The following is a 23,363-nucleotide window of genomic DNA, read 5'->3' as shown; positions in this document are numbered from 1 at the left end:
CCCGCTTGACGGTCTACGGGAGGCGCGGGGAAGCCTCCGCGTCAGGTCTCGGTGCCGGCATCGTCAAACCGGCAGAAATAGGTCGTCCTGTCCGACTTGCCGTTCGTGGTCGGCACGTCGCGCAAGGTCACGGTCACGACAGCGCTGCCCGCCGGTGCGGTGATGGATCCCGCGATGGTGACTTCCGGGTGGTCGTCGGGGATCAATTCGAATGCCGTCGTATCGCCGTCGACCTGTCCGAGACGAAGCGCCCCCGTGTCGTAGTCGCCCTCGGCCGCATATGTCGGCTCCATCCGGTTCTCGGAAACGAACAGATAATATTCCATCTCGGAGCCAAACGGGGCGCGGCCCCAGAGCCAGGCTTCAGCCTTTTCGCGAGACGGGCGGACGCGCTGGACCAGCGCCTTGCAGTCAGCCGACGAAGGCGCTGTGGCCTGGTCCGGATACCAGATGAAGACGCCGATCGGAGCGCTTGCCGCGGCCGGCGACGCGGCATCGACCAACATGGCGAGAAGAAGTCCTCGTGCTCGCTTCACGCGTTTTTCCATGATCGCCATCCAAGCATCTCACCGCTCCTGACGGTGCAAAACTGGCGACGAGGATGCAGGCTTCGGCGATGTCGCAAAGAGATTTGACCGGAATGTAGCCCTATGGGCAAGCAATCTAACGATGAGGTGGTGTTCCAGTCGAATTTCGGCCTGCGATCCATGCAGCCTTCGGCGTCCGCGCTCGACGAAGCGTCGCCCCGTTGGTCTCACCGTGGCGCAGGCGGGCGAGCCGTCCTTATCCGTGCCGATGACTGTCGTTTCGATGATCCCTCCGCTCTTGGCTGCTCGATCCAGCAGGTCGTTTTCAATGTCGTGGATGTCGATCTTCATTCGGCGGGACCAGGGTGAGGAAGGGTCTCCGGCTGATTGGCCGACACGAACATAGACAAATCTGCGCACGGGACCTTCGCGACGGACCTGATCGCCGAAGAACTTGGGGCCCGGACCTATGCGGATCTGAAAATCGAACAGGAGCGCTTCGCCGTCACGAGAACATTTCGGATCGAGCGGCGAGTCGTCCTTTGCCTGAAGACTGTGCAGAACGCCGATGACCGGCTGGTCGATGACGATCCGGAAATTGACTGCGTTCTGATCTTTCTGTGCCATGCGAGTTCATACTTCGGTGGGAGGCGCCCAAACCAGACGCGGCATACCACCCGGAAGCGGTCATTCAAACCAAGGCACTACCAGCAACAATCAGGAGAGCACGCTTCGACCATTGCGTCGAGATGTTCCGCCCGGGTGCCGAGACGGCTCTTGACCCTCTAGCTGCTAGAGGTCCTATGTCCTTACTCCTGCGTGACAGGAGACAAGAGAAATGGCCGCTGCGGCACGCGAAACCCGCTTCCGGGTTGAAGGCATGGACTGCGCGAGTTGCGCTGCAAAGATCGACACGGCTGTGCGTCGAATGCCGGATGTCACGGAGGTGAACGTCTCCGCTGTAGCTGGCACGATGACCGTCACGCATGGGGAAAAGCTCGACCTCAGCGCCCTTGCGCGCAAGGTCAGCAGCCTTGGATACAAGACCGCCCCGATAGGGGTCGTCGAACAGGCTGGCGCCGCTAAGTCCGGCCAGGACGAGCACAAAGGGCATGTCCACGGTCCCGATTGCTCGCATGATCATGAGGGCCATGGCCACGACCATGATCATAACCACGACGACCATCACGACCATAACCACGGCACCGCGGGAACGGCCGCGCAGGATCGTCCATCCGGCCCAGCGCCGTCCAGAAAGAACCCGGATGCTCTGGAGGGCTTGCATGGCCACGACCACGGGCCGCAAGATGGCCCCTGGTGGAAAACGTCCAAGGCACGGCTGACCATCATCTGCGGCATCGTGCTCGCGGCCGCCTTCGTTCTCGCCCAGTTGTTTCCGCAGACGCAGCCCTGGGGCTTCATCGTGGCCATGGCCGTCGGCCTGATCCCGATTGCACGCCGCGCGCTGTCCGGCGCGATGAACGGCAGCCCGTTCACCATCGAGACGCTGATGACGGTTGCTGCGGTCGGCGCCGTGATCATCAACGCCGCAGAAGAAGCAGCCGTCGTCGTCTTCCTGTTCCTCGTCGGCGAGCTGCTCGAGGGCATCGCGACGGGCCGCGCCCGCGCCAGCATTCGCGCGCTGGCGACACTGATGCCCAAGACGGCCCTGCTCGAGCGTGATGGCACGACACAGACCGTTCCCGCCGAAAGCCTGTCGATCGACGCAGTCGTTCTCGTGCGCCCCGGCGATCGGGTGCCGGCTGACGGCGTTGTCGTTTCGGGCGAAAGCGCGGTCGACGAGGCGCCGGTGACGGGCGAATCCGTGCCGAAGCGCAAGGAGAGCGGCGACAATGTCTTCGCTGGCACGGTCAATCAGGAGGGCGTGCTGCGCGTCCGCGTCACGGCCACGGCCGCTGACAACACAATCTCCCGCATCATCGCGCTGGTCGAGCAGGCGCAAGAATCGAAGGCTCCGACCGAGCGCTTCATCGACCGCTTCTCGCGATACTACACGCCAGGCGTCATGGTGGTCGCGGCGCTGATCGCGATCCTGCCGCCGCTTCTTGCCGGCGCGGAATGGAACACGTGGATTTATCGCGGTCTTGCGGTGCTGCTGATCGGGTGCCCCTGCGCGCTCGTCATCTCGACGCCGGCCGCGATCGCCGCAGCCCTTTCCGCCGGCGCGCGGCGCGGACTTCTGATGAAGGGCGGCGCGGTGCTGGAGAACCTGGGCAAGGTCAATCGCGTCGCCTTCGACAAGACGGGTACGTTGACGGAAGGCAAGCCGAAGGTCACCGACATCGTCGGCGTCGCGCGCGACGAGCGCGAGACGTTGCGGCTTGCGGCAGCGCTGGAAGCCGGATCGAGCCATCCCCTGGCGGTCGCCATCCTGGCGAAGGCCGAGGCCGACAAGGTCCCGGTCTTAGCGGCCTCCGAGGCCGGCGCCGTCGGCGGCAAGGGCGTTGTCGGCACGGTCGACGGCACGAAACTGTTCCTGGCGTCTCCGCGCGCCGCGGCCGAGAAGGTCACGCTCGACGATACCCTCTCGGCCCGCATTGCCGCGCTCAACGACGAGGGCAAGACCGTTTCGGTGCTGCTTGCCGGCGACGAAGTGGCTGGCCTGATCGCCATGCGCGACGAGCCGCGGGACGACGCCAGGGAAGGGATCGCGGCGCTGCTCGACCTCGGCGCCGACACGGTGATGCTGACCGGCGACAACCAGCGCACCGCGAAGGCCATCGCTGCCTCCCTCGGCATGGCCGACGCGCGCGCCGAACTGATGCCGCAGGACAAGCAGAAGATCGTCGGCGAGATGCGCGCCGAAGGCAGGTTCGTCGCCAAGGTCGGCGACGGAATCAACGATGCGCCTGCGCTCGCGGCTGCCGACATCGGCATCGCCATGGGCAGCGGCACCGACGTTGCACTGGAAACGGCGGACGCGGCGGTGCTGCACGGCCGCGTGAAGGACGTCGCCAACATGGTAGCGCTATCGCGTCTCACCATGCGCAACATCTTCCAGAACATCACCATCTCGCTTGGGCTCAAGGCCGTGTTTCTGGTGACCACGGTGTTCGGGGTAACTGGGCTTTGGCCGGCGATCCTCGCTGATACCGGCGCGACCGTTCTGGTCACAGCCAATGCGATGCGGCTGCTGGCCTGGAAGGGGCTTCGAGACAGTTGACAGGTGTTCGTCGCGGCGATGCGCGCAATGGCTCAACTCGGGCGAGATCGCCACGAACAGTCAACAGCCGGAAGGAAAGGACCAAGGTCATTGTCGATTTTTGTTAGCCTCGCGATGAAGGTCGCTGGCGTGCTGACAGCGGGGCTGCTGTCGACCGCCGTCCAGGCGCACGAGTTCTCGCGAGGCGATATCAGGATCGACCATCCATGGTCTCGCATCACGCCCTCCGTTGCGCCGGTCGCAGGGGCCTATCTGACCGTCATAAACTCCGGGACGGAAGCAGACAGGCTGACCGGCGGCTCGACACCGATCGCCGAGCGGATCGAGATCCACCGGATGACCATGGAGAACGGTATCGCCCGCATGCGGCCTTTGCCGGACGGCGTCGAGATCGCTCCCGGAGCATCGGTCGAGCTGGCGCCGGGCGGCATTCATCTCATGCTGATCAAGCCCAGCCGGCAACTCGTCGAGGGCGATCGCTTCAAGGCGCGGCTGGATTTTGCAAAGGGCGGGGCTGTCGATGTCGAATTCGTCGTCCAGAAGAATGCTTCGGCAGAAACTGGCAGCGGCGCCGAACATGGCGGTCATGCGCCATGAGCGGACTTCGCACCTTCCGGCTCGTCGTATGGGCGGCCATCGCCGTGCTCGGCGGCTTCCTGATCATATCGACGCAACTGTCGAGCAGCCCGACCAGCGAGATCGCGACGGGCACCGCCAAGGTCGGTGGGCCGTTCTCCCTCGTGTCACATACCGGGGAGCGGATCGACAATCGGTCGCTGGCCGGTCGACCCTATCTTGTCTTCTTTGGCTTCACCTACTGCCCGGAGATCTGTCCGACGACGCTGTTCGAGCTCACCGACCTCATGTCGGAACTCGGAACCGAGGCGGATGCATTCGAGGTCATGTTCATTACCGTCGACCCGGAGCGCGACACGCAGGAGGCGCTGGCCGGCTACATGACGTCGTTCGACAGCCGGATCACCGCACTGCGCGGCACGGCCGAGGAGACGCAAGCGGCACTGAACGCGTTCTCTGCCTATGCCAAAAAGGTCTCTCTGGAGGGCAAAGAATATACGATGGATCACACCGCTGGCGTGTTTCTCATAAGGGCCGATGGCGGTTTCGGCGGGATGATGGACATGCACGAACCGCGCGAGACCCGGCTCGAGAAGCTGCGGCGCCTCGCAAAGGGCCAGATCTCCACGGACTCTTGATCGATGCTGAACCGAATGTCCGAGGGAGAGCTTGAAGAGCGCAATGGCTGGTGGCTCTGCCTGGCCTGGCTGACCGCTGTCGGGGCGACGCTCGGAGCGCTGTTCATCGGCGAGGTGATGGGGCAGGCACCCTGCAATCTTTGCTGGTTCCAGCGCATCTTCATGTTCCCGCTCGCCATCATCCTTGGCGTTGCGGCCTTTCGGTCGGATGCCTCCATCAGGTCCTATGCGCTCCCACTAGTCGGGCTTGGCGGAGCCGTGGCCGCATTCCACACCTTGGTGTATTTCGGCATCGTCGAGGAAGCCATAGCGCCCTGCGCTCGAAACGGGCCCTCATGTTCCGGAGACGCGATGACGATCCTTGGCGTCCTGCCACTGCCGCTCGTCTCGCTTGTCGCCTTCGGAGCAATCGGAGCGCTTCTTTTTATGTGTCGGCCCGGAGTTTATCGATGAACCGTCGTCAGCTGATGATCGTGTCCGCCGCCACTGGCGCCGTCGCCCTCTTTGGAGCTGCGACGCTCTACTACAACAGGATGGATGGCGGCGCGAAGGCGCCTTCGGGCGATGGCGATAGCCTGGTCAGAGAGCACTCACCAATAATAGGGCCGCCCGATGCGCCGGTGACCATCGTAGAATTCTTCGACCCCTCCTGTGAGGCATGCCGCGCCTTCTACCCCATCGTGAAGAACATCCTGGCGCAATACCCGCAGGACGTCAGGCTTGTTCTGAGATACGCAGCCTTCCACGACGGCTCTGACCAGGCGGTTGGCATTCTGGAAGCGGCACGCAAGCAAAATCTCTTCGAACCGGTCCTGGAGGCGCTTCTTGCCACCCAGCCTGAATGGGCGCCACATAGCGGCCCTGACCTCGAAAAGGCGTGGCAGGCCGCCGCCGCGGCCGGGCTCGATCTCGGGCAGGCTCGGCAGGACGCCGGTTCAACCGAAGTCGCGGCTGTTCTGGAACAGGAATCGAAGGACATCCAGACGTGGCGCGTCGAGCAGACGCCGACGTTCTTCGTCAACGGGAAATCCTTGCAGACGTTCGGACCGCAGCAATTGATAGATCTGGTTGAGGGTGAGGTGAAACGCGTTCGAGCGATCAACTGAGAATTGCTTTAATCGTTGGACCGGATCCCATCGCCAGTCGTCGCCGAGGACGCTCCGGCTGCTTGCGTTTCTCGCTGGCGGATGAACGCGTAAGGCACCGCACCCAGCAGGAAGACAGCTACGAACGTCGCGTAGACCGCCCAGTCGTACTGGACCGCAAGCAGAAGCGAAGTTGCTACGCCTAGCGCGCATTCGATGAACGCAGAGTCGGTTTGAGGATTCACGCGGGCGGCCTTGTCTGGTTCACTGGTCCTGGTGATTTGCCAGGAGGTGATGATGACGAGGAGCCTGAGCGGAGACCTTCGGGGTCGGGTGATTTCGGCGATCGAGGATGGAGTTTCGACGCGGGAGGCGGCGCGTCGCTTCCGGATCGGGATCTCGACTGCCGGGGCCTGGCATCGCCGCAATCGCCAGACCGGCGAGAGGGAGGCGCGCAAGCAGGGCCAGCCGTCACGCTCGAAGCTCGACGCGCACGAGGCCTTCATCCTCGGCCTGGTCGAGGAGGAGCCGGACGTCACGCTTGCCGAAATCGGGGAGCGGCTTGCCGCCGAGCGCGGCGTGCGGGCGGCACCCTCGACGGTGTGGCTGTTCCTCGACCGGCGCGGCATCACGTTCAAAAACGTATGGCCCGCCCCGTTGGCAAGTCGGTTGCTTCAGGCTTTGTTCGGTCGTGCACAAACGTATCCGGCGTAGCGGCGCGTTGGCCCTCGCCATGATGGAGATCCGCGCGTCCTGGTCCTCATAAAAGACCCGGCATCGAGGTGCCGTTTTTTGAACCAGGCATCCAGGGACGCGGGTGTTCGACCCTTCCGGCCATCAGCCTCCTTCCGCCAACCTCGCTAAACTGCGGCTCCTGTTTCGGATGTCGCAGCAGATCCTTTCGTTTCAGGCCGCCACGGCCTGTCCCCATCCACGCTCGAAGCTGATACCGTGCCGTAGGCTTGCCCAGGCGATGCGGGCGAGCTTGGCGGCGAGCGCGACAATGACGACGTTGCGGTGTGCTCGGGACAGAAGACCTCGAAGCCACCCGCCCAAGGGTGTCGCCTGTTTGGAGAGGCTCGGCAGCGCCGCACGCGCTCCGTGGATCAGCAGCATGCGGAGGTAAGTGTTCCCGCGCTTGGTGATGCCGAGCAGCCGCGGCTTGCCGCCGGTCGTCATCTGCTTCGGCACCAGGCCGAGCCAGGCTGGCATGTCGCGCGCCCGACGGAACGCTTCACCATCTCCGACAGCCGCAACCAGTGCGGTCGCGCCAAGGACGCCGATGCCGGGTATCGAGGTCAGCCGGCTCGCCGCCTCGTCGACACGTGCATGCTCGGTCAGATCGTCGTTCAAAGCATCGATCCGCTCATCGAGCGATCGCCACTCGGCTCGCATGTTCCCGATGAGCGTCAGGATGCGGGTCGAGAGGTCCGAAGGCGGCTCGGCGAGGAATGGATCGATTTCCCGTTCGAGAACCTGGCGCCCCTGCCGGAAGGTGTGTCCGCGCTCAAGCAGGATCGCTCGAAGCTGGTTCACGAGCGCCTTGCGCGCTGCCACCAGACGAGAGCGGGCTCGGTGCAGGGTCTGCAGGTCGAGCCGATCCTGGCTCTTCAGCTCGACGAAGTGCATGGTCGGCCGCGTCGCTGCCTCGGCGATTCCCGCCGCATCGTTGTCGTCGTTCTTCTGAGCGCGGACGTAAGGGCGGACATATTCGGGCGACATCAGTCGGACCTCATGCCCTTTCGCGCCAAAGAGACGACCGATGTGATGAGCACCGCAGCAGGCCTCCATGGCGACGGCACAGGATGGAAGACTGCCGGCGAGCTCCGCAAGCGTCGACCGCCTGACACGCCGGCGCAGAACGACCTGCCCCTCCGCGTCCAGACCCACCACGCTGTTCAGGTTCTTGCCCAGGTCGATTCCAAGAGTCACGATGGTCATCGGTTCGCTCCTTCCTCTCAAACACACCGGCACCATAACTCGGAGCCGGCGGGAGGGGCGGGCCATCCCATAAAAGACGGCGCATGCCTCAGAGCAGCAGCGCCCCGATGTCCTGCGTCGCCGCATAGCCTGGTTCGACGGCCAGCTCGATCTCGATCCCGAGAAGCTGATCTTCATCGACGAGACCGCGGCATCCACGAAGATGGCGCGGCTGCGCGGCCGTGCGCCATGCGGCGAACGATGCCGGGCGGCCGTTCCCCACGGTCATTGGAAGACGACAACCTTCACCGCAGGCCTGCGAATGTCCGGCATGGCGGCGCCGATGCTGCTCGACGGCCCGATGAACGGTCCGGCATTTCTGGCCTATGCCGGGCAGGTTCTCGCACCCGAGCTTCGCCCCGGCGACATCGTCGTCATGGACAATCTGCCGGCCCACAAGATCAGTGGCGTGCGTGAGGCAATCGAGAAGGTCGGAGCGCAGATCCTGTTCCTGCCGCCATACTCGCCCGACTTCAACCCGATTGAGATGGCCTTCTCCAAGCTCAAGGCGCTGCTCAGGAAGGCCGCCGCCAGAACCGTCGACGAACTCTGGTCGGTTGTCGCCGATTGCCTCTCCGCCTTCACGCCTGAGCAATGCCAGAACTATTTCGAGGCAGCCGGATATGACCCCGAATAAATCGAATCTGCTCTAGAACCGCCGTCGGAGGAACATTCCCGATGGATGGCAGGCGGAACGGCCGATTGAGATTCGGCTGGGTAAAGCGAAGCACGATGACCGCGGCGTTGATCGTAGCAAAGACCAGGGTGACGCCGAGCGAGGACAGGCTCGCGACGAACTCGATCTCACCGACGGCGGCGAAACCGCAGGCCACGGCAAGATAGGCCAGCGCTCCAATCCACGGGCTTTGGCTCGCGCCTAGCGTCCGAGAAAGTGGCTTCGGCAGGTCGCCGTCCCGCGCCATACCGAACAGCAGACGGCTTCCAGATAGGGACGAACTGAGCACGCCATTGGCGGTGGCGATCAACGCGGCCGTGACAATGATCATCCCGAAAGGGCCACCCAATTGGCTTGCAGCGTCGGCTAGCGGCGATTCCGAACCTGCAAGGCTGTCCGCGCTGACGAGGCTGAGCACGCCGAGGATGACGGAAAGGTAGACCACAGTGGTGGCAACGAGCGCTATCATGAACGCGCGCCACAGATCACGGTCTGGACGCTTAGCCTCTTCCGATAAGGAGGCCATGTGTTCATAACCCGAATAGATGAAGAAGAGGATCGCCGCACCCTGCAAGACACCTGTTAGATTGTCCGGCCAAGCCGTGAAGTCGGGGAGCCCCCGACTTCCCGACGGAATCGCGAATAGCGCGAAACCGATCAGGCACGAGACCTGGAGGACCGTGAGCGCGGCGCTGATGAAGGAAGCCTTGCCGATCCCGGCGATGTTGGTGGCGGTGGCGATCGCCATGAGCACCAATGCGACGATGACTGGAGTGAACGGCAGGAACGCTTGGGCGTAATTGCCGAACGTCAGTGCTACTGTCGCCAGGGTGGCGGCGCCATGCACTGCAATGAACAGCCCGACTGTGAAGGCCAGCGCAGGAAAGGCCGGAAACGTCTTGTGCAGGAAATTGTGCTCTGCACCGGCGCCGGGAAGCGCCGACGCGATCTCGGCGTAGGAGAGGCCCGAGAACCCGGAGATTATCGCTGCAAGGACAAAACTCAGCCAAATACCTTCTCCCGCCGCTCCCGCAGCTGGACCGATCACTGAATATATCCCTGCACCGATGATGGTGCCCACGCCGTAGAGCGACAGTCGAAGCAACCCAAGCGACTTGGTTAGTCCGGGGTGGCCGCCAGCGTCCTCTGACATTTGGTTGTTTGCCTCCAATCCAAGAGTTCCATTTCTTCCTAAATGGGCATGTTAAGCAGCAGTTCCTGCGAGACGAGGGCTGTGAAGGTGACGAGTGTGTTAGGTCGTGGAGTGCGCAAACGTAAATCGGTTTGATATGGTGCCACTTTACGAGATCTTACCGAAGGCGGACGCCTCCAAACTGCAAGACCCTCAAGTAGGCGGTAAACAGCGCGGATCGATCGGCGGCGGGAGGCGGGCGCTCGCGCCGTGGAGAACCTTGGTGCGTCTCCAGGAAATCCGCAAAGCGCGCGATCAGCGCGTCATGGCCCCCCGCGGCCATGATTATGCAGCGCCGGTACGCGCCGGCGCTGTCTATGTCGTGCACCAGCCAGTCAGGTGGTTTTGCTGCGAGCGCCTCGAAGCAGCGAATGCGCGCGGCGGTCGAGAGATTCGTCAGTGTCCTTCCCGATCGGGCCTCGGCGGCGACCGGCGTACGCAGCACACGCGAGACGGCGTCCCTGGTTCTCTCCGCACCCCTGACCGCCTCCACCCGGCATATATCCGCGAGCGCGCGTTCCAGACGGCGTGCGGACGCCTTGACCGAGGCCTTCGGGGCAGTACGCAGGTCGAATCCGCATCGCGCGCAAAAGTGCTGGTGGACCAGCTCGCCTTGGTCGAACGCCGCGACGCCGGCACGGCAAGACGGGCATCGATCCCGAAGCCCGCAGCCATGCACGAAGCATGACACACGCGATGCCAGCCTCCACGGCCGCCGGAAATATGGTGCCTCGTCCCCGGCAAGGCAAAGCGAGCAATATTGCATCCAGGTTGAACGGTTCCGGTGCGCATTATCGCGCAGCGGCAGCAGGGGGGCGTTCATGGCGCCGCCGCTCATCGTCATTGACGAGAGGTTCTCGATCGCCAGGCCCGACTGATGGGAGAGCAATGTGGCGATGTTACGTGGGAGGTGAAGGTCAAGGCGCGGCGACCACATCCCCTCGCCGAGCCCGAGGACGCCGGCGAACGACCGCGGCGCGATGCCGTTCACCAGCGCAAGCCGATGGAGCCAGCTCGACAGTAGTTCGTCCGGGAGCGGCTGGACAGAAATCGGCCACCTATCCGGGGCGACGTCGCCATATCGCTCGCGGAGTTCGATGGCGAAGCCCCCGCGCGCGGCATCTCCCGTCACAGCAGGTCATCACGCATGCGCGCCCAGCGGCGCTTCGTGACCGGAACGTGGTGCAGCGCCTCGATGCCCGATTTCATGATACGTTCCTCGCCAGATCTCACCGCCCCCGCGGCCGCCGCAGAGACGATCGCCACGATCTCGCCGATCAGACCCTCGGAGAGCTGGAAGATCGTGCGCGCCAGAGGTTCATCGGAAAGATCGGATGCGAGAGCGAGCGGCAGCGCGCTCTCAAGGCTATCGAGCAGCGTAAGAAACTCCTCGCCATATTGCCAACGCGGCACGGCATGCAGGTCGATCCGGGTGGCCATTTCGGCGGTCTGGTTGATGAAGTCGTAGACTGCGACCTCGCCGATCAGAACAGGCGAGATGTCGTACTGGCGACCGATCCTCCGCAGGAAGGCAAGCACGGCCTCGACGTCGCGCGCCCGACCGCGCAGGGCATTGTGGAATTCATCGAAGATCAGGATCCTGGGCTTCAGCCTGTCGAGCAGATGGTCGACCTGTTCCGCCTTGCGACCGACATCCCTGCTGTTTCCGGTCGGCGCCCGCAACGCCTGCAGGATGCTTCCATAGAAGTGGGCGAGACCTGCGCCCTCGCGTGTCTGCACCACCCACACCCGCTGCTGTTCGGCTGTTTTCAGATGTCCGACGGCGAACCGTTCGGCGATCATGGTCTTGCCGTTGGCATAGGGTCCGACGAGCATCAGGCCGCGGGTCCGCAACGATGGCGGCCGCGACAGAAGCTCGGCAAGACGCTCGTGTGCCTGGAGCGCGACCCGGTGTCCGATCCATCGCGGTGTCTGGATGTAGGCGATCCGCTCTTCCATGCTGCGGTCAAGGTGCGGGCGAACGTGATCAAGCAGATGGTCCGCCACGTCACCAATCCTCTACCGGCAAGCGGCGCTTCTGGCGAACGGGATGATCGGCAGGCGCCGGCGTTGTCGGCCGCATCGCGTTATAGGGCTTGGGCGCGTCTGCGGCGTGAGAGGTTCGCACGGCATTGCGCAGCTCGGCCTTCGACGGCTTCGGTCCACCGGCGATCTCCGCGATCCGGCGGCGCAGCGTCACCTTCTCGACATCCGTGCGCGCATTCGCGGTGCGTCGCCGCAGCCGGTCGGCCTCGTGCTCCCACAACGTCATCGGAGCAAGCATGCCGTCGCGCCGCTCCACAGATCGAAACTCTCTGGTTTCGGGATCGCGGACATAGACGTGGCTGATATCGCGTGGATCGTATCGAAGCTCGAGCTTGCCGAGCCGATCTCGCTGCGGGACAAACTCGCCCAACCAGGGAGAGAAATAGTCGAGCGCGAACATGCTGACGCCCTGCGGTGAGATGCGCCGCTCCGTTCCGGGCATGAATGCCAGCAGCACCCGCATGGGATCATCGTCGAAGCGCACAAGTTCATGTGCCTGCCTATCCCATTCTGATGCCGGCACCCTCAGGGTCCTGGCGTTTTGCTGCAGGTTGTGGTCGATCACCGCGAGCGCGACGCATCGCTCGAGATCGGCGAAGCTGAGACGCGCCCGGCGCTCCGCGGGATATTGGTCACGGTCCGCCACGGATCGGCCCGTCGAGCCAGGCTGCGTTGCAAGAACCCCGTTGAGCTTCCCAAGCAGCCTTTCGACCACGCCACCCTGATGCACGCGACCGCGATCCCGGTAGCGGATACGAATGCCGTAGTCCTCGCACCCGCGCTGAAAGGCATTCCCTTTGAACTCCTTGGCGGAGTCGGTGACCAGCACTCTCGGTCGTCCTAGCATCGGCCACCCATGCTCGATGCCGCGCGCAACCAGCCATTCGTCCTTCGGACACATTGCCTGGGCCAGGCATAGTGCGACCGACAGCGCCGACGGCTTTTCGAGCGTGAGGCAGAATCCCAGTATGCAGCGCGTCGCCACGTCGCTGACGATCGTCAGGTAAGCGCGGCCGACGAAGGTTCCGCCGTCCTCTATAACCTCGACGAAATTGATGTCGGTCGGCGTGTGATCGATCTGGCAGACATCCAGCGGGTGCGCCGCGTGGATGTACCCGGGCCTGGCCCTGAGCCGATGGAGATGTTTCGGGTTCGCGGATCGCTTCTTTGCGATTTCCTCTGCGCTAAACAGGGCGGGTATCCGACGAGCGACAGTTAGATAGGACGGAGGAGTGAGGCCCGCCTCTTCGCAGCGGGCGCGGATCTCGGCCACGACCGGAGCAAGGGGTGGAGCCTCCAGTACCAACCACTGCTCTCGCAGTGTCGTCGCGATGATCCCCTCAATGTCCTGCGGGAGCCGCTTCTGCCGGGTCCTGTCTCCGCCGGGCAAGAGCGACGTCACTGTGCGATTGACACGGTACCGTGCCAGCAGATTGTAGACCTGTCGCGTCGAAAGGCGCAGCTCGGCGGCCGCGCGTACGATTGCCGTCCGCCGGGAACCCGAGCTGTCCAGAATCCTGTCGAGTTCGCGCGCCACGCGGCGCGCCGTCGCCCATGCTTCTTCGGAATGTGGCGCAGCAGGCGCCGGTTTCAGGCTGTGCAATCGGTTCGGCAAAATGAGCGGTCAGTGAAATCGTTAGCGAAAAATCATGGGCCGTCATAGCGCCCAAACCTAAACAGCACATGACGTTCTCACGATTGAAATTGGGAAGTGAAAGCGACAGCTGAGGATGCTCTTGCCCGGCTCGATGAGCGCGTCGCCCGGTCCGAGGTCGGTGCAGGCTTTGCAGAGCGGGCCGATTTCTTCGATTCTGTCTCCAGTATGTGGGTCGGCGGCGAACTCGTCCATCTCGAGGATCTGGTTCTCCACGACGCACAGATGGACATTCGCGCGCCGAGCCATGAGCTTGTTATCGCGCACCGTATCGTGCGGGCCCGGCGCCGCGTGTCACGGAATGATCCCGGCTGGGCGGTATCGCGGTCGGGCATCATGGCGCTCGCCGGCGTTGCCGAGGAGCCTTCCGGTGTAGTCGAACCGGTCGACAGGGGAGGGGAGGGGGTCGAGCTCGACTTGGTCGATCGCGATGCGCTGTCGCCCGAGCTGGCCGAGATCGACGAGGTCCTCGCCCGCACGAAATGGTTGGTCGATGGCAACGAGCCCGCCGAACGAAAGAAGCAGGAGCCCGAGCTCAGTGTCGGGGAGCTGCTCATTCGCGATCCGGATTGGGATGAGGGCGAGCGGATCGGCGAGTGGCTCGAGTTGGCCAAAAAGGTCGAACGGTTCCCGGCCACCTTGGCAGCGGCGGTTCTCTGGGATGCATGGGAACATCTCGAACCCCTGCAGCGCCAGCATTGGCTCGGGCAGGTGCTCATCTCGGATTTCCTGCGATCACGCGGGAAGGTGCGATCTCACCTTCTGGCCTATGCGGTGGGATTGCGCGACATACCGCGCGAGCGCCGACGTGCTCGCGACCGAACGACCAGGCTGGTTAGTTGTCTCGATGCGATGAGCGCGGCTGCCACTGCCGGGACGAAGGACATCGACCGACTAACGCTGGCGAAACGGCAGCTTGAGCGGAAAGCCTTGGACAAGCGATCGACGAGCAGTCTTCCGGTTGCCATCGAACTTCTCTTGTCGCGGCCGATCGTGTCGGCCCCGATGGTCGCAAAGGCGGCGAGGGTCAGTCAGCGCGGCGCCTTGAATTTGGTGCACGAGCTCGGAGTCCGCGAGATGACGGGGAGGGGGCGTTATCGAGCGTGGGGCATTCTATGACTGCTTTGCGCCGCCAAACCAGAAGCAGTGATCAACTTTGATTTCGTTAGGGGCAGACGTCGCTACTTTGGTCGCGGACAAGTGCCGGACCTTGTGGCGCGTCGAGACCGCATCCATCGCGGCTTTGCCCAAGGTTCGTCATTATGACCGGCCACTCCTGGCGCGGGGCAGGCGGGCGGTTTTGTCGTGCCCCGGCCACGCCGGCGCCGCGCGCCCGAGGAACGTGCCACACCCGCAGCTGATGAAGCGTTCGACCGCATACTGATCGCCCGCGTCCCGGCCTCGGGCGGGCGGCGGGACCATTCCCACTTCAATGCGAATGTCGTTAGGGACTACTTCCGTATTGCCGATCACCAGACGCAACGCGTTTGTCTTATCCATGTCGGACCTCGGGGAGAGCATGATGAAGTTGAGGTGCGACAGTGTGTTTTCAGTCAGACGAACCGCAATCAGAAATTCGAGATCGGCGCAGCCCGCGGCCAGGACTACCGCGAAGAAAGTCCGCTCGTCCTGGTTTTTCGCAAACGGCAACTACGCGCGTTCGATTATATGCTGCTGTTTCCCGGGGACGCGGGTTACGGTCCGCTCTTCGACCTTTCGGATCGCCTGCCTTCGCTCTGCCGGGGCTTTCCTCGTGTCGCCACAGACATGGATACACTCGAACGCGCGTGGCGCGATTGTTCGCTCCTGACTTCGGAAGACCAAGATGAGCGGGATATCTGACCTGCCCGCAGCAACCTCGCCGCTATAGCTCCACCGGCGTCGCTCCCGGATTGAATGGTGCCGGGTTAACCGCAGGGACGACCGTGCGATGTGCGAGATCGCGCAAATGGCCGTCGATGAGATCATAGGCATGTGCACCGTTTACGGCCCGCAATGTCTCAGCGATTACGACAGCGCCGGCGATGGCACCCACAAAAGGCGCTCCAACCGTTCTGCCGGCCAGCCGTGTGAGCCCGCAGCGGTCCAGGCCGGCGGCAGAGAGCTTCTCATAGGCCGGAAGGTCAATTCGGCTTTCGTCGCTTTGCGCCGTCGGTTTCCAGACATCGCGCGCTTTTCGCACACCCGGGAAGACATGTGTCCGAAAGCCCAGAAAGTCTGCGGTCCCGCCGCCGAGTCCGGCTTCGATAATCCGTCCGAAGCCAACGTCTTCCAATGCGGCGCGCGCAAGTGCATTATCGACGCCGCACAACGCTAACGACGGTTCATCCGGCCACGCTCTGAAGTTCGCATCAAAGCGGCGTTCTATAATTGTTGACCTGAATCCGCGCTGTTGCGCCCACTGCGCCATCGCCCTTGTCTTGTGAATCCCGACGACGTCGGCCGTGGTCAAGAGTGATGTGCTTTCATTAGACGGGGCAAGGACGTCGAAATCCTGCAGAACGAGTTGTACTTCGGACGGTGAGGCATAGGGCAGCATCCCGAGCGTCCAGAGATAGGCCTGACCCAGATTGCCAAGCCCGACCAACCATAGCGATGATGGCAGTCGGTCGATCTGCGGGCCTCGTGCGGCGCTATCCTGCCAGGAAAGCTCCGGACGCCAAAGCGACAGTCCTGCCTCACGGCGGCCCGCCAGTGGTTGATTGCGGCGCAGGAACTGAAAAGCCTCGGTAACAGCGAGTGCACCGGCAAGAACGCCAGCAGGTGCAAACTCCTGCTTTTCGCCAAGGCGCTTTGTGCTTTGCGAAAGAGGCAGAATGCCGCCGGTCCACCCGTCAAAAGTTGCCCGGATCGCGATCGGATTTTCGGCTTTGTCCGGCACGTTACCGAGACAGATAAGGGGTGTGGCTGTACTAATCTTGGTCGTGATGCGCCCGCCAAGTGCGCGCACAGCAGCCCCAAGATTCTCGTGCCTGCTGAGAGGCACAAGCAACGGTGAGTCAACGGCAACATCGACTTCGACGCCCCCAAGGAAGCTGCGGCGCGCGCTGTTGACGATAGTGAGCAGTGTTGCCTGCAGTGTCGGCGAATGCGCGATATCGGCGCCCACGGAAACGGACAGCCTGTACTCCGCGAACATCCGTTCGGCCTCTTCCAGACTGGCGGCCTCACCGGTATCCATCGCGAGCTTTACCAAGCGGTTCAGGCGATCACCGATTGCATCGTCGACAGCAATATTCATGACAACACCTCCGCGTTCCCGATTTTCAGAAAGCTTTCGATTCCGGGGCCGCCGAGATTTCGCCAGCGATGCCGCCCCCGATACTCGAAGAAGCCCAGCTCCTTCACCTCCACTGGCGGACGTGCAAACCAGGGTACGATCAGAGCCAGATGACCTGCCGTTGCGATCATCGGATTGTTCCGGTCGGCGAGACTCTGGAACGCACGCTTTGGATGCACGTGTATGTCGGCAACGACCGACAGGCCGCTGCCACGGCAGATTTCCCACAAGGGTCCGAAGCTGTGGGCGTGCATGATGACCACACCCGTGCGGTAGGCGGCCGGATCGAGGTCGTCGTAATAAACAATTTTCTCCGCGTGCCGGCCGTGCTGGTCTGACCGGCCTAAAAGAAAGGCGCCGCTTTCATGCCGCTCGCCGGTCCGCCGGTGCAGCTCGTCAAGAAGCTCGCGCCAAAGCTGAGGCGGGATGCTGAGAACAGGATCAGGCTGCACGGCGGCCTCCATAATCGCTCGAATTCAGCATCTCGTGGATGATGCCGAGATACTTGCAAATCCCCTTTTCAGGGTCCCACAGGAGGGCCGGATGCTCATGCACCCAGTTCTCATGGCCTTCGATCGCCTGCCGGTCGCACGGCAAGTAAAGGCACGTGCCGTTTTTCCAGCCGGGATTGAATGCATGGGGAATGCGGGCGCGCCCCTTCGGCCAGAACTTGGGCGGAAGGGGCCTGTTCGCATCGAGATCCCAAGGCTGCGCCGTGACCGCCTTGCGCGGATAGTCATCGCACTGAAAACGAAACCCGTATTCAATGCCGTCGCGTGCCGCTACACCGACAATCAGGTAAGGCCAGTTGATGGCTGTCAGACGCCACCAACCGAAGGCGACGCCGCTGCGAAACCGCCCCGACTCCAGATGGAGCCGGAGCATTTGTTCGTCGGGTGAAGGTACGCGTTCATTCATGGTTTCAGCCCTCCACGCGCTTGAGCGGGACGAGGTCGAACGCGAGGCTGCACGCCGGGCAGCTGACCAAAGCACCGATATGCGTATCCGGCTCCGGCCGGTCAGAAGTACCGGTCAGCTGCAGGACATGCTCGGCGGCATCGCCGGGGTCCATGCCGAAGGCGCGGATGGCGGCCCATTTCTTCACGGTCGCGACCGGAACGCCAGGACCGAATACCCGGTCCTCGCTCACGCCATTGAAGGAGACAGTCACCGTAATGTGCCGACAACGATGGACATGGAAGCGGCCGGGCTTTCCGTCCGGGTCTTCAGGCAACTCGTCGTGTTCGCCGAGCGGCTCCTCGCTGTCCTCGGCGAACACGCAGTACCCGTCTTCGCCTTTGTCTTTGCGGAGACGCGCTGCTTCCGCCAGAAGGTCAGTGACCTTCCTGCCGCGTTCGAGCGTCACCAGCTGAATGTCGGGGATTTTTTCCCCCTGCAAAAGAATCTCGGTCTTCTTCACCGCCATTCTCCTTTCCTTGCTTGGGAGCGTGGCGGCCGGACCACCCGGCTTTGCGTCGCTCCATACTAAGGAAATCGTTGCGGCGCTGAGAAACCGGAAACCCGGAAGTCAGAATTCTGAAGATTCCCCGGGAATGCCCGGGCAGATGAAGTATTGCGGGCAGCGCGGGCAGGTCCGCTCGTCCGGGCTGGCAGGAAAATGCCCGGCTCGAATACCGGCAATTGCATTGTCGTATTTTTGCAGGCGGTTGCCGATGACCTTTTCCGACATCGGAACGGGTACGACCTCGTCCGTCGTCAAAAAGAGAGCTTCGACCTTGGCATTGCCAAGTTCCTGCGCGGCGGCAGCGTGATACAGGGCGTAAAGGTCATCATTGACATTTTTGGGTGGCTTCCCTGTACGCAGGCGCCGTATTATCGGTCCTTCAGGCCCGTTCTCGACATGATCCGGTCTAACCCTGATGCGTCCGTTCGGACGAACCAGTTGCCAATCAGCGTCAAGGATTTCCGCACCGCTTGAGCGCCGCGTGATTGCCCGACCGATGATGCCGTCTGCTGCTTCCCGGTAGACCGCAGCGTAGGGGTGTTTTGAGGGCCCGATTTCCTCCCAGGCGGTTTCGAGCATGCCGAAAGCCTCCTCGCGTCCGATTTTCCTGCCCGCCTCCTGTGCGCTCATCCAGCGAAGCACGGAGTAAACCGCCCTGTGGAACTCGACATAAGCGTTGTCGTCACGCGCACCGCTGAGCGCAAGCACTCGCTGATAAAGATAAGCCCGCGGACAGCGCAGGTACTGATCCAGGTCTTCTGCGCGATGTGAATCCAGTTCAGGGGCAAGGTGAGCATGGCTCTCAACGCCTGTTTCACCGATGTCGCCGCCATCCCGCCATCGCGGCGGACCGTCGGGTTGCCGGGGGAGATGGGCGACCATCGCAGTCAGCAGGGATGACGCGTTTCGATTGGCGCCGTAGCGTTCGGCACGGGAGAGATGCAGGGTGTCCCGCGCCCGCGAAGCGGCCACGAAAAAAAGACACTCTTCCTCCTCCGCATGCGAAGCCTTGGGATCGTCGCTCAGCATAGAGGGCGGGGGCGGGCACGGATTGTATTGCGGGTTCACCGGAAACATGGAGGTGCCAAGCCCCGGAAGATAGACAACGCTGAATTCGAGCCCTTTGCTCGCATGGACTGTCAGCAAGCGAACCGCGTCAATACCGGCAGCAGCCGATGGCATTTGCCGCAGTTGCCGCTCTTCTCCGAAAATCTCCAGACGTCGTATCCACTGGAGCAACTGGTTTCGAGGTCCGCCGCCGCCAATACCCTTGTGTTCGATTGCGAACTGCAAGAGCTGGAACAGGGCGAGCCGTTGTTGTTGCCCGGAAACGCTCTCATCCGCCAGCACCGGATCTAGATAGCCGCTCCGAACGAATAGATATTCTGCCAGCAATGCGCCGGGTGTCGTTCCGGGCGTCACGAAGGAAAGATGATCGGCGAGCTTTCCAAGCCCCGCCCGGCCCTGAGAGGACAAGCCGGGGATCTCGCTCAGGCGGGATATCGCGTCCAGCGGATAAATGCGCTTTTCCTTCGCAAATGAGAGTACCTCCCGAACGTCGTCCAGTGGCAGGCTGTACTCAGGAAAGCTTGCAATACGCAGAAGGCCGCCGCGCTCGGGCTCGCAGGTAAACGAGAGTAGCGAGAGCATGTCCCTGGTTTCCGGACGTTCAAAAAGATCTCCGAGATACAGCACCGGTATGCCGCGCGCCTCAAGCTGACTTGCAAAACGTGCAAGATTGGTGTGAGAGCGGCAGAGAATCGCCTGGTCCCGGTAAGGCACTCCGTCTTTGCGTCGCTTTTCTATCTCTGCGGCAAGGCCGGTTGCTTCTGCGGGCAAATCTATCGCGATCTCCATGCAAATCTCACCGCCCTGGTGACCGCGATGCGCCGTCCATTTTGGCGGCAATCCGCCTACACTCGCTTTCATCTTTGGCGCAAAGGCTTCAACAAATCGGACGACCGGGTCTTGCGAACGATAGTTCACGTCCAGCGATAGGCGCTTGCCACCGGGAAAGTCGCGTTCGAAATTCCGAATGTTTGCCGGCGATGCACCGCGGAATCTGTAGATTGATTGCCGGGCGTCCCCGACGACCCACAGTTCCTTGCTACCCTCCGCCAGGAGCTGAAGCAAAACGCTGCTGGCGCGATTAACGTCCTGGTATTCGTCGACCAGAATATGCGGATACTGACCGCGCAATGCCGCGCGGACTTCGGAATGCTCCTCAAGGAGCTTTATTGGCTTGAGAATGAGATCGGCGAAGTCGACCACTCCAGCGTCCTGCAGGATCTGCTCGTAGACGGCGTATATATCAGCGACTTCGATGACCTTCTGGGCAGCTTCGCGGGCATCGGCGTCGTGTCCGGCCTCGTTAAGCATGGCTTCGCCGAAGCTACGATACTGCGCCGGACCAATCAGCTCGTCCTTTGCGCGCGATATCGCGCTCAGTACATCGCGAAGGGCAAGAGCTGGGTCATAAAGCTTTAGGTAATGATCGAGAGGGAGATCAGGCAAACGCTCTTCGAGCAGCAGCAGCGCATCGCTCGGGTCAACCGGCTGGACATTGGGGTCTAACCCAAGAAGGTGCCCGTACTTGCGTAGCACTTCGAGACCGAAGGCATGAAAAGTGCCTGCCCAGATAGCCGGCGCAGCATCTGGCGCCGACAATGCGACGCGTTCGCGCATTTCCTCAGCCGCTTTATTTGAGAAGGTCAAGGCGAGGATGTTCTCAGGCGGGACCTCTTTTTTGTGAAGCAGCCAGTCAATGCGTGCGATCAGCGTTCGCGTTTTTCCGGTGCCGGGCCCAGCTTCCACGAGGTGCGGAGCATCCATTGCCTCCGCTGCCGCACGTTGGGAGTCGTCCAAAGCCGGTGTCTTATGGGTTTGCACCGGCGCGGCCTCGAATTCCGGTACAAACAGTGCCTGGGCAAGCTGTTGGTATACGAGGCCAAGGGGCAGACCGCGCTGCTCGGCGATGCTGGTTGCTGGAAGTCGCTCGGTAATAAAGAGCCTGCGCGCTTCGCTGCAGGGGAGTAAAAATTCGCGCGCAAAGACGTTGGCCTGACATTCCCGGCGTTCGCGCGGTCCATACCCCTCAACACGCTGAACTCCCAAAGGCATGCGTTCTTCGGGCATGATGTCATCGATATCGGCGGTGCTGCAGGCACCGGATGCGTTATCCAGAAAGTGATGCCCAAACTCATGAGCTTGATAAAACGCTGCCTTTTCCTCCGGCACGCTCTGCTTATAAAAGATTGCGGGCGTCTGGGGATCGAGAATAGCTTCAGCTCCACACAGCACAGGGTCGCCGGCCTGTACGCCCTGACGGGGAATGCCCGTCAGACGCGTCGCACCCTCCAGCAGCTTTGATGCCGAACGCTCGCCGTTCGCTTTCATTGCCGCATCATCGTGCGCGCGACGGGCGACAGCCCGAACGGTATCGAAGCCTTCCATAATTCAGCCTCCTTCTCGGTCCGTCCCTTCGTCTAGCCAGCGCCTCTTCTCGGCATCCGATAGCGATGAAGCATTCACTGCGTCGGCAAAGCTCTGTCGCCCAAGGCTCGAAGGCTTGGCGCGGGCCAGATACGCATTGCCGGCAAGATTGCGTGGCGGCAATGCGAGATAGTTTGTGACTGCGTCAAATGACCTGTCGATCAGTCGTGCAACATGCTGAACCAACGAGCCTGGAATTGTTGCCGGCTCAATCATTCGGCTGTTGAGTTTGCTCACCAGCGCTAGGTCAAGTCCGCAAGCTTTCGCAAACTCCTGCGAATCCATACCGGCTTTCTGTGCTTCGCCAGTAAGGCTCTGAATCGGTGATTCAGACTGCGCGCCTGAAGCCTGATAAGCCATATTCTGAACATGGCTCATCGCGCGATTAATAAGGACACGTTCGGATGCGTCTCCAAGGTCCGGCGCTTCCGGCAGAACCAGCTGTTCGGCCCAGGTAGCGGCAAAATCGACCAGCTCCTTCTCGAATTGTGGATAATGCGCAACCCACTTCTGGATGTTCTCTGCTGTAGGTCTGTCATTCTCTGCGACGAACTCGTGAAGAACATCATCGAGCGTCGCCATATTTCTATTCTCCATTTTCATTCTCCCGGAAGCCGGCCAAAAGTGCATCAGCTTCCTTCAACCAGTTACGAATTGTGCGACCTGAGCGGCCGTATTGGCGTGCGATTGTCACTTCGCCGTCCGGGTCATCTGCGGGGTTATCGGCGCCGATCTTCATCTCGACATAGTGGCGCAACAGGAAGACCTGCCTCAGGCGCGGCGGGAGCCTGGCAAGCCCGTCCGAGATCATTGAAAGTTGTTCGGGCGAAAGCCGTTCGTCAGCCTGCTTTTCGAGCAAAGTCAGCCCTTCGGAGTTGCCTTCGCCGGAAAAACCCGAGTCGAGACTTTCGGTATCGCCGCTATGCCGAAAGGCCGTACGGCAGGCGTCGACCGTTTTTTTCGTCAGGTAGTCCCAGAACCGCTCCTGCATGTAGTCGCCTCGATCGTCCGGCGCGAAGAGATCTTCGACGACCTTGCGCATGACGTCACCCTGTAAGTCCTCCCGCATCTCACGGTCGAATCCCCTGAACTTTCCGCGGAAAAAAGGACTGCAACGCTCGAACAGCAGGCGAAAGAGCGCATCGCGTGTCTTCGTGTCGCTGGAATGAATAGCTCGGCGTATGAAGAACACGAGGCTTTCCGCCGAAAGAAAAAGCGGATCGCGCTCGTCCGCGCACTCAGCGCGTCGCACCAACTCCTGCCCGGCGAGGTCAAGAGCGCTGACGATTTCCCGCTCGGTTCTTTCCAGCCGCTTGCACCTGCCACGCGTGAGCGGTGCAATCTGCGGCGGTTCGTCAGGTTCTTCGGAATTCTCCGGTTCCGCCGACTGCGAAGATGGTGCTTCAGCCATGGGCTATCCTTTCATCTATATGTGTAATCGGCACGGTCGCCCAAAACCGGAAACAAATTTCTGAAAAAAATTCAGCCAGCGAATCTCAACGTCCGCTGCATAATATCGGCAATATTCCCGCAGCCAGAGACGGGGTTCAACTTTCCGCCAGAAAGTT

General features: G+C 62.1%; 22 protein-coding genes and 1 pseudogene. 9 read left to right on the top strand and 14 right to left on the bottom strand.

Annotated features, from left to right (window positions below; all coding sequences use genetic code 11):
- Positions 1 to 41 precede the first annotated feature (41 nt).
- Positions 42 to 548, bottom strand: coding sequence for a hypothetical protein (locus tag ABJ076_RS23225; protein ID WP_348208646.1), 507 nt, complete (start codon positions 546 to 548; stop codon positions 42 to 44).
- An 18-nt stretch (positions 549 to 566) separates the two neighbouring features.
- Complete coding sequence (locus ABJ076_RS23220; RefSeq protein WP_348195767.1) at positions 567 to 1,154, bottom strand: DUF5990 family protein; 588 nt, start codon at positions 1,152 to 1,154, stop codon at positions 567 to 569.
- Between the two features lie 211 nt (positions 1,155 to 1,365).
- On the opposite strand from ABJ076_RS23220, the gene ABJ076_RS23215 reads away from it, so the two are divergent.
- The 6 genes from ABJ076_RS23215 to ABJ076_RS23190 all read left to right on the top strand — a co-directional run bounded on the left by ABJ076_RS23215 (position 1,366) and on the right by ABJ076_RS23190 (position 6,724).
- A complete protein-coding gene (locus ABJ076_RS23215) occupies positions 1,366 to 3,711 on the top strand; it encodes a heavy metal translocating P-type ATPase (RefSeq protein ID WP_348195766.1) in 2,346 nt (781 codons plus the stop codon).
- A 90-nt stretch (positions 3,712 to 3,801) separates the two neighbouring features.
- Entirely contained in the window at positions 3,802 to 4,308 is a 507-nt protein-coding gene (locus ABJ076_RS23210) for a copper chaperone PCu(A)C (protein ID WP_348195765.1), read from the top strand.
- Positions 4,305 to 4,925 carry an SCO family protein gene (locus ABJ076_RS23205; protein ID WP_348195764.1) on the top strand — a complete coding sequence of 207 codons (621 nt, stop codon included), beginning with the start codon at positions 4,305 to 4,307 and terminating at the stop codon, positions 4,923 to 4,925. The genes ABJ076_RS23210 and ABJ076_RS23205 overlap by 4 nt, the downstream gene beginning before the upstream one ends.
- Positions 4,926 to 4,928: 3 nt before the next feature.
- A complete protein-coding gene (locus ABJ076_RS23200) occupies positions 4,929 to 5,378 on the top strand; it encodes a disulfide bond formation protein B (RefSeq protein WP_348195763.1) in 450 nt (149 codons plus the stop codon).
- A complete protein-coding gene (locus tag ABJ076_RS23195) occupies positions 5,375 to 6,031 on the top strand; it encodes a thioredoxin domain-containing protein (protein WP_348195762.1) in 657 nt (218 codons plus the stop codon). The genes ABJ076_RS23200 and ABJ076_RS23195 overlap by 4 nt, the downstream gene beginning before the upstream one ends.
- Positions 6,032 to 6,307: 276 nt before the next feature.
- Positions 6,308 to 6,724, top strand: a complete 417-nt coding sequence (locus ABJ076_RS23190) for a transposase (RefSeq protein WP_348195761.1) — start codon at positions 6,308 to 6,310, stop codon at positions 6,722 to 6,724.
- A 192-nt stretch (positions 6,725 to 6,916) separates the two neighbouring features.
- On the opposite strand, the gene ABJ076_RS23185 is transcribed toward ABJ076_RS23190, so the two are convergent.
- Positions 6,917 to 7,951, bottom strand: a complete 1,035-nt coding sequence (locus ABJ076_RS23185) for an IS110 family transposase (protein ID WP_348195760.1) — start codon at positions 7,949 to 7,951, stop codon at positions 6,917 to 6,919.
- 76 nt (positions 7,952 to 8,027) lie between these two features.
- Between ABJ076_RS23185 and ABJ076_RS23180 the strand changes: the two are divergent.
- A pseudogene (locus ABJ076_RS23180) lies at positions 8,028 to 8,627 on the top strand (IS630 family transposase); the annotation flags it as partial.
- Here ABJ076_RS23180 and ABJ076_RS23175 read toward each other — a convergent pair.
- The 4 genes from ABJ076_RS23175 to ABJ076_RS23160 all read right to left on the bottom strand — a co-directional run bounded on the left by ABJ076_RS23175 (position 8,572) and on the right by ABJ076_RS23160 (position 13,441).
- Positions 8,572 to 9,819: an APC family permease gene (locus ABJ076_RS23175; protein ID WP_348195759.1), complete on the bottom strand. Its 1,248-nt coding sequence runs from the start codon at positions 9,817 to 9,819 to the stop codon at positions 8,572 to 8,574. The pseudogene ABJ076_RS23180 and the gene ABJ076_RS23175 overlap by 56 nt on opposite strands.
- 157 nt (positions 9,820 to 9,976) lie before the next feature.
- Positions 9,977 to 10,990: a TniQ family protein gene (locus tag ABJ076_RS23170; RefSeq protein WP_348195758.1), complete on the bottom strand. Its 1,014-nt coding sequence runs from the start codon at positions 10,988 to 10,990 to the stop codon at positions 9,977 to 9,979.
- Positions 10,987 to 11,865: a TniB family NTP-binding protein gene (locus ABJ076_RS23165; protein WP_348195757.1), complete on the bottom strand. Its 879-nt coding sequence runs from the start codon at positions 11,863 to 11,865 to the stop codon at positions 10,987 to 10,989. Before ABJ076_RS23165 ends, ABJ076_RS23170 begins: the two co-directional genes overlap by 4 nt.
- Before the next feature lies 1 nt (position 11,866).
- Positions 11,867 to 13,441 (bottom strand): transposase family protein, encoded by a 1,575-nt coding sequence (locus ABJ076_RS23160; RefSeq protein ID WP_348202930.1) that lies wholly within the window; start codon positions 13,439 to 13,441, stop codon positions 11,867 to 11,869.
- A 174-nt stretch (positions 13,442 to 13,615) separates the two neighbouring features.
- Between ABJ076_RS23160 and ABJ076_RS23155 the strand changes: the two genes are divergently transcribed.
- Together ABJ076_RS23155 and ABJ076_RS23150 are read left to right on the top strand one after the other, a co-directional pair.
- Positions 13,616 to 14,677, top strand: a complete 1,062-nt coding sequence (locus ABJ076_RS23155; protein WP_348195755.1) for an RHE_PE00001 family protein — start codon at positions 13,616 to 13,618, stop codon at positions 14,675 to 14,677.
- Between the two features lie 186 nt (positions 14,678 to 14,863).
- Positions 14,864 to 15,400 (top strand): hypothetical protein, encoded by a 537-nt coding sequence (locus tag ABJ076_RS23150; RefSeq protein WP_348195754.1) that lies wholly within the window; start codon positions 14,864 to 14,866, stop codon positions 15,398 to 15,400.
- Between the two features lie 22 nt (positions 15,401 to 15,422).
- On the opposite strand, the gene ABJ076_RS23145 is transcribed toward ABJ076_RS23150, so the two are convergent.
- The 7 genes from ABJ076_RS23145 to ABJ076_RS23115 all read right to left on the bottom strand — a co-directional run bounded on the left by ABJ076_RS23145 (position 15,423) and on the right by ABJ076_RS23115 (position 23,206).
- Complete coding sequence (locus ABJ076_RS23145; protein ID WP_348195753.1) at positions 15,423 to 16,799, bottom strand: hypothetical protein; 1,377 nt, start codon at positions 16,797 to 16,799, stop codon at positions 15,423 to 15,425.
- The gene (locus ABJ076_RS23140) at positions 16,796 to 17,290 is read right to left on the bottom strand and encodes a hypothetical protein (RefSeq protein ID WP_348195752.1); all 495 of its coding nucleotides are present in this window, start codon (positions 17,288 to 17,290) and stop codon (positions 16,796 to 16,798) included. The genes ABJ076_RS23145 and ABJ076_RS23140 overlap by 4 nt, the downstream gene beginning before the upstream one ends.
- The gene (locus tag ABJ076_RS23135) at positions 17,280 to 17,756 is read right to left on the bottom strand and encodes a hypothetical protein (protein ID WP_348195751.1); all 477 of its coding nucleotides are present in this window, start codon (positions 17,754 to 17,756) and stop codon (positions 17,280 to 17,282) included. The genes ABJ076_RS23140 and ABJ076_RS23135 overlap by 11 nt, the downstream gene beginning before the upstream one ends.
- A 4-nt stretch (positions 17,757 to 17,760) precedes the next feature.
- On the bottom strand, positions 17,761 to 18,264 hold the full coding sequence (locus tag ABJ076_RS23130) for a hypothetical protein (RefSeq protein WP_348195750.1): 504 nt from the start codon (positions 18,262 to 18,264) through the stop codon (positions 17,761 to 17,763).
- Between the two features lie 102 nt (positions 18,265 to 18,366).
- Positions 18,367 to 21,756 (bottom strand): ATP-dependent helicase, encoded by a 3,390-nt coding sequence (locus ABJ076_RS23125; protein ID WP_348195749.1) that lies wholly within the window; start codon positions 21,754 to 21,756, stop codon positions 18,367 to 18,369.
- A 3-nt stretch (positions 21,757 to 21,759) separates the two neighbouring features.
- On the bottom strand, positions 21,760 to 22,392 hold the full coding sequence (locus ABJ076_RS23120) for a hypothetical protein (protein ID WP_348208639.1): 633 nt from the start codon (positions 22,390 to 22,392) through the stop codon (positions 21,760 to 21,762).
- Positions 22,382 to 23,206, bottom strand: coding sequence for a hypothetical protein (locus ABJ076_RS23115; protein ID WP_348195747.1), 825 nt, complete (start codon positions 23,204 to 23,206; stop codon positions 22,382 to 22,384). Before ABJ076_RS23115 ends, ABJ076_RS23120 begins: the two co-directional genes overlap by 11 nt.
- Between the last annotated feature and the right edge of the window lie 157 nt (positions 23,207 to 23,363).

Origin of the sequence: Nisaea sp. (assembly GCF_039990255.1) — a bacterium.
GTDB lineage: Bacteria > Pseudomonadota > Alphaproteobacteria > Thalassobaculales > Thalassobaculaceae > Nisaea.
Note: the sequence above shows the minus strand (reverse complement) of the source record. Positions and strands in the feature narration are given on the sequence as shown.

Coding starts and splice junctions, on each gene's coding strand:
- ABJ076_RS23225 (WP_348208646.1), bottom strand. CDS start 548: ATGGAAAAACGCGTGAAGCGAGCACGAGGACTTCTTCTCGCCATGTTG.
- ABJ076_RS23220 (WP_348195767.1), bottom strand. CDS start 1,154: ATGGCACAGAAAGATCAGAACGCAGTCAATTTCCGGATCGTCATCGAC.
- ABJ076_RS23215 (WP_348195766.1), top strand. CDS start 1,366: ATGGCCGCTGCGGCACGCGAAACCCGCTTCCGGGTTGAAGGCATGGAC.
- ABJ076_RS23205 (WP_348195764.1), top strand. CDS start 4,305: ATGAGCGGACTTCGCACCTTCCGGCTCGTCGTATGGGCGGCCATCGCC.
- ABJ076_RS23200 (WP_348195763.1), top strand. CDS start 4,929: ATGCTGAACCGAATGTCCGAGGGAGAGCTTGAAGAGCGCAATGGCTGG.
- ABJ076_RS23195 (WP_348195762.1), top strand. CDS start 5,375: ATGAACCGTCGTCAGCTGATGATCGTGTCCGCCGCCACTGGCGCCGTC.
- ABJ076_RS23190 (WP_348195761.1), top strand. CDS start 6,308: ATGACGAGGAGCCTGAGCGGAGACCTTCGGGGTCGGGTGATTTCGGCG.
- ABJ076_RS23185 (WP_348195760.1), bottom strand. CDS start 7,951: ATGACCATCGTGACTCTTGGAATCGACCTGGGCAAGAACCTGAACAGC.
- ABJ076_RS23175 (WP_348195759.1), bottom strand. CDS start 9,819: ATGTCAGAGGACGCTGGCGGCCACCCCGGACTAACCAAGTCGCTTGGG.
- ABJ076_RS23145 (WP_348195753.1), bottom strand. CDS start 16,799: ATGAATATTGCTGTCGACGATGCAATCGGTGATCGCCTGAACCGCTTG.
- ABJ076_RS23135 (WP_348195751.1), bottom strand. CDS start 17,756: ATGAATGAACGCGTACCTTCACCCGACGAACAAATGCTCCGGCTCCAT.
- ABJ076_RS23130 (WP_348195750.1), bottom strand. CDS start 18,264: ATGGCGGTGAAGAAGACCGAGATTCTTTTGCAGGGGGAAAAAATCCCC.
- ABJ076_RS23125 (WP_348195749.1), bottom strand. CDS start 21,756: ATGGAAGGCTTCGATACCGTTCGGGCTGTCGCCCGTCGCGCGCACGAT.
- ABJ076_RS23120 (WP_348208639.1), bottom strand. CDS start 22,392: ATGGAGAATAGAAATATGGCGACGCTCGATGATGTTCTTCACGAGTTC.
- ABJ076_RS23115 (WP_348195747.1), bottom strand. CDS start 23,206: ATGGCTGAAGCACCATCTTCGCAGTCGGCGGAACCGGAGAATTCCGAA.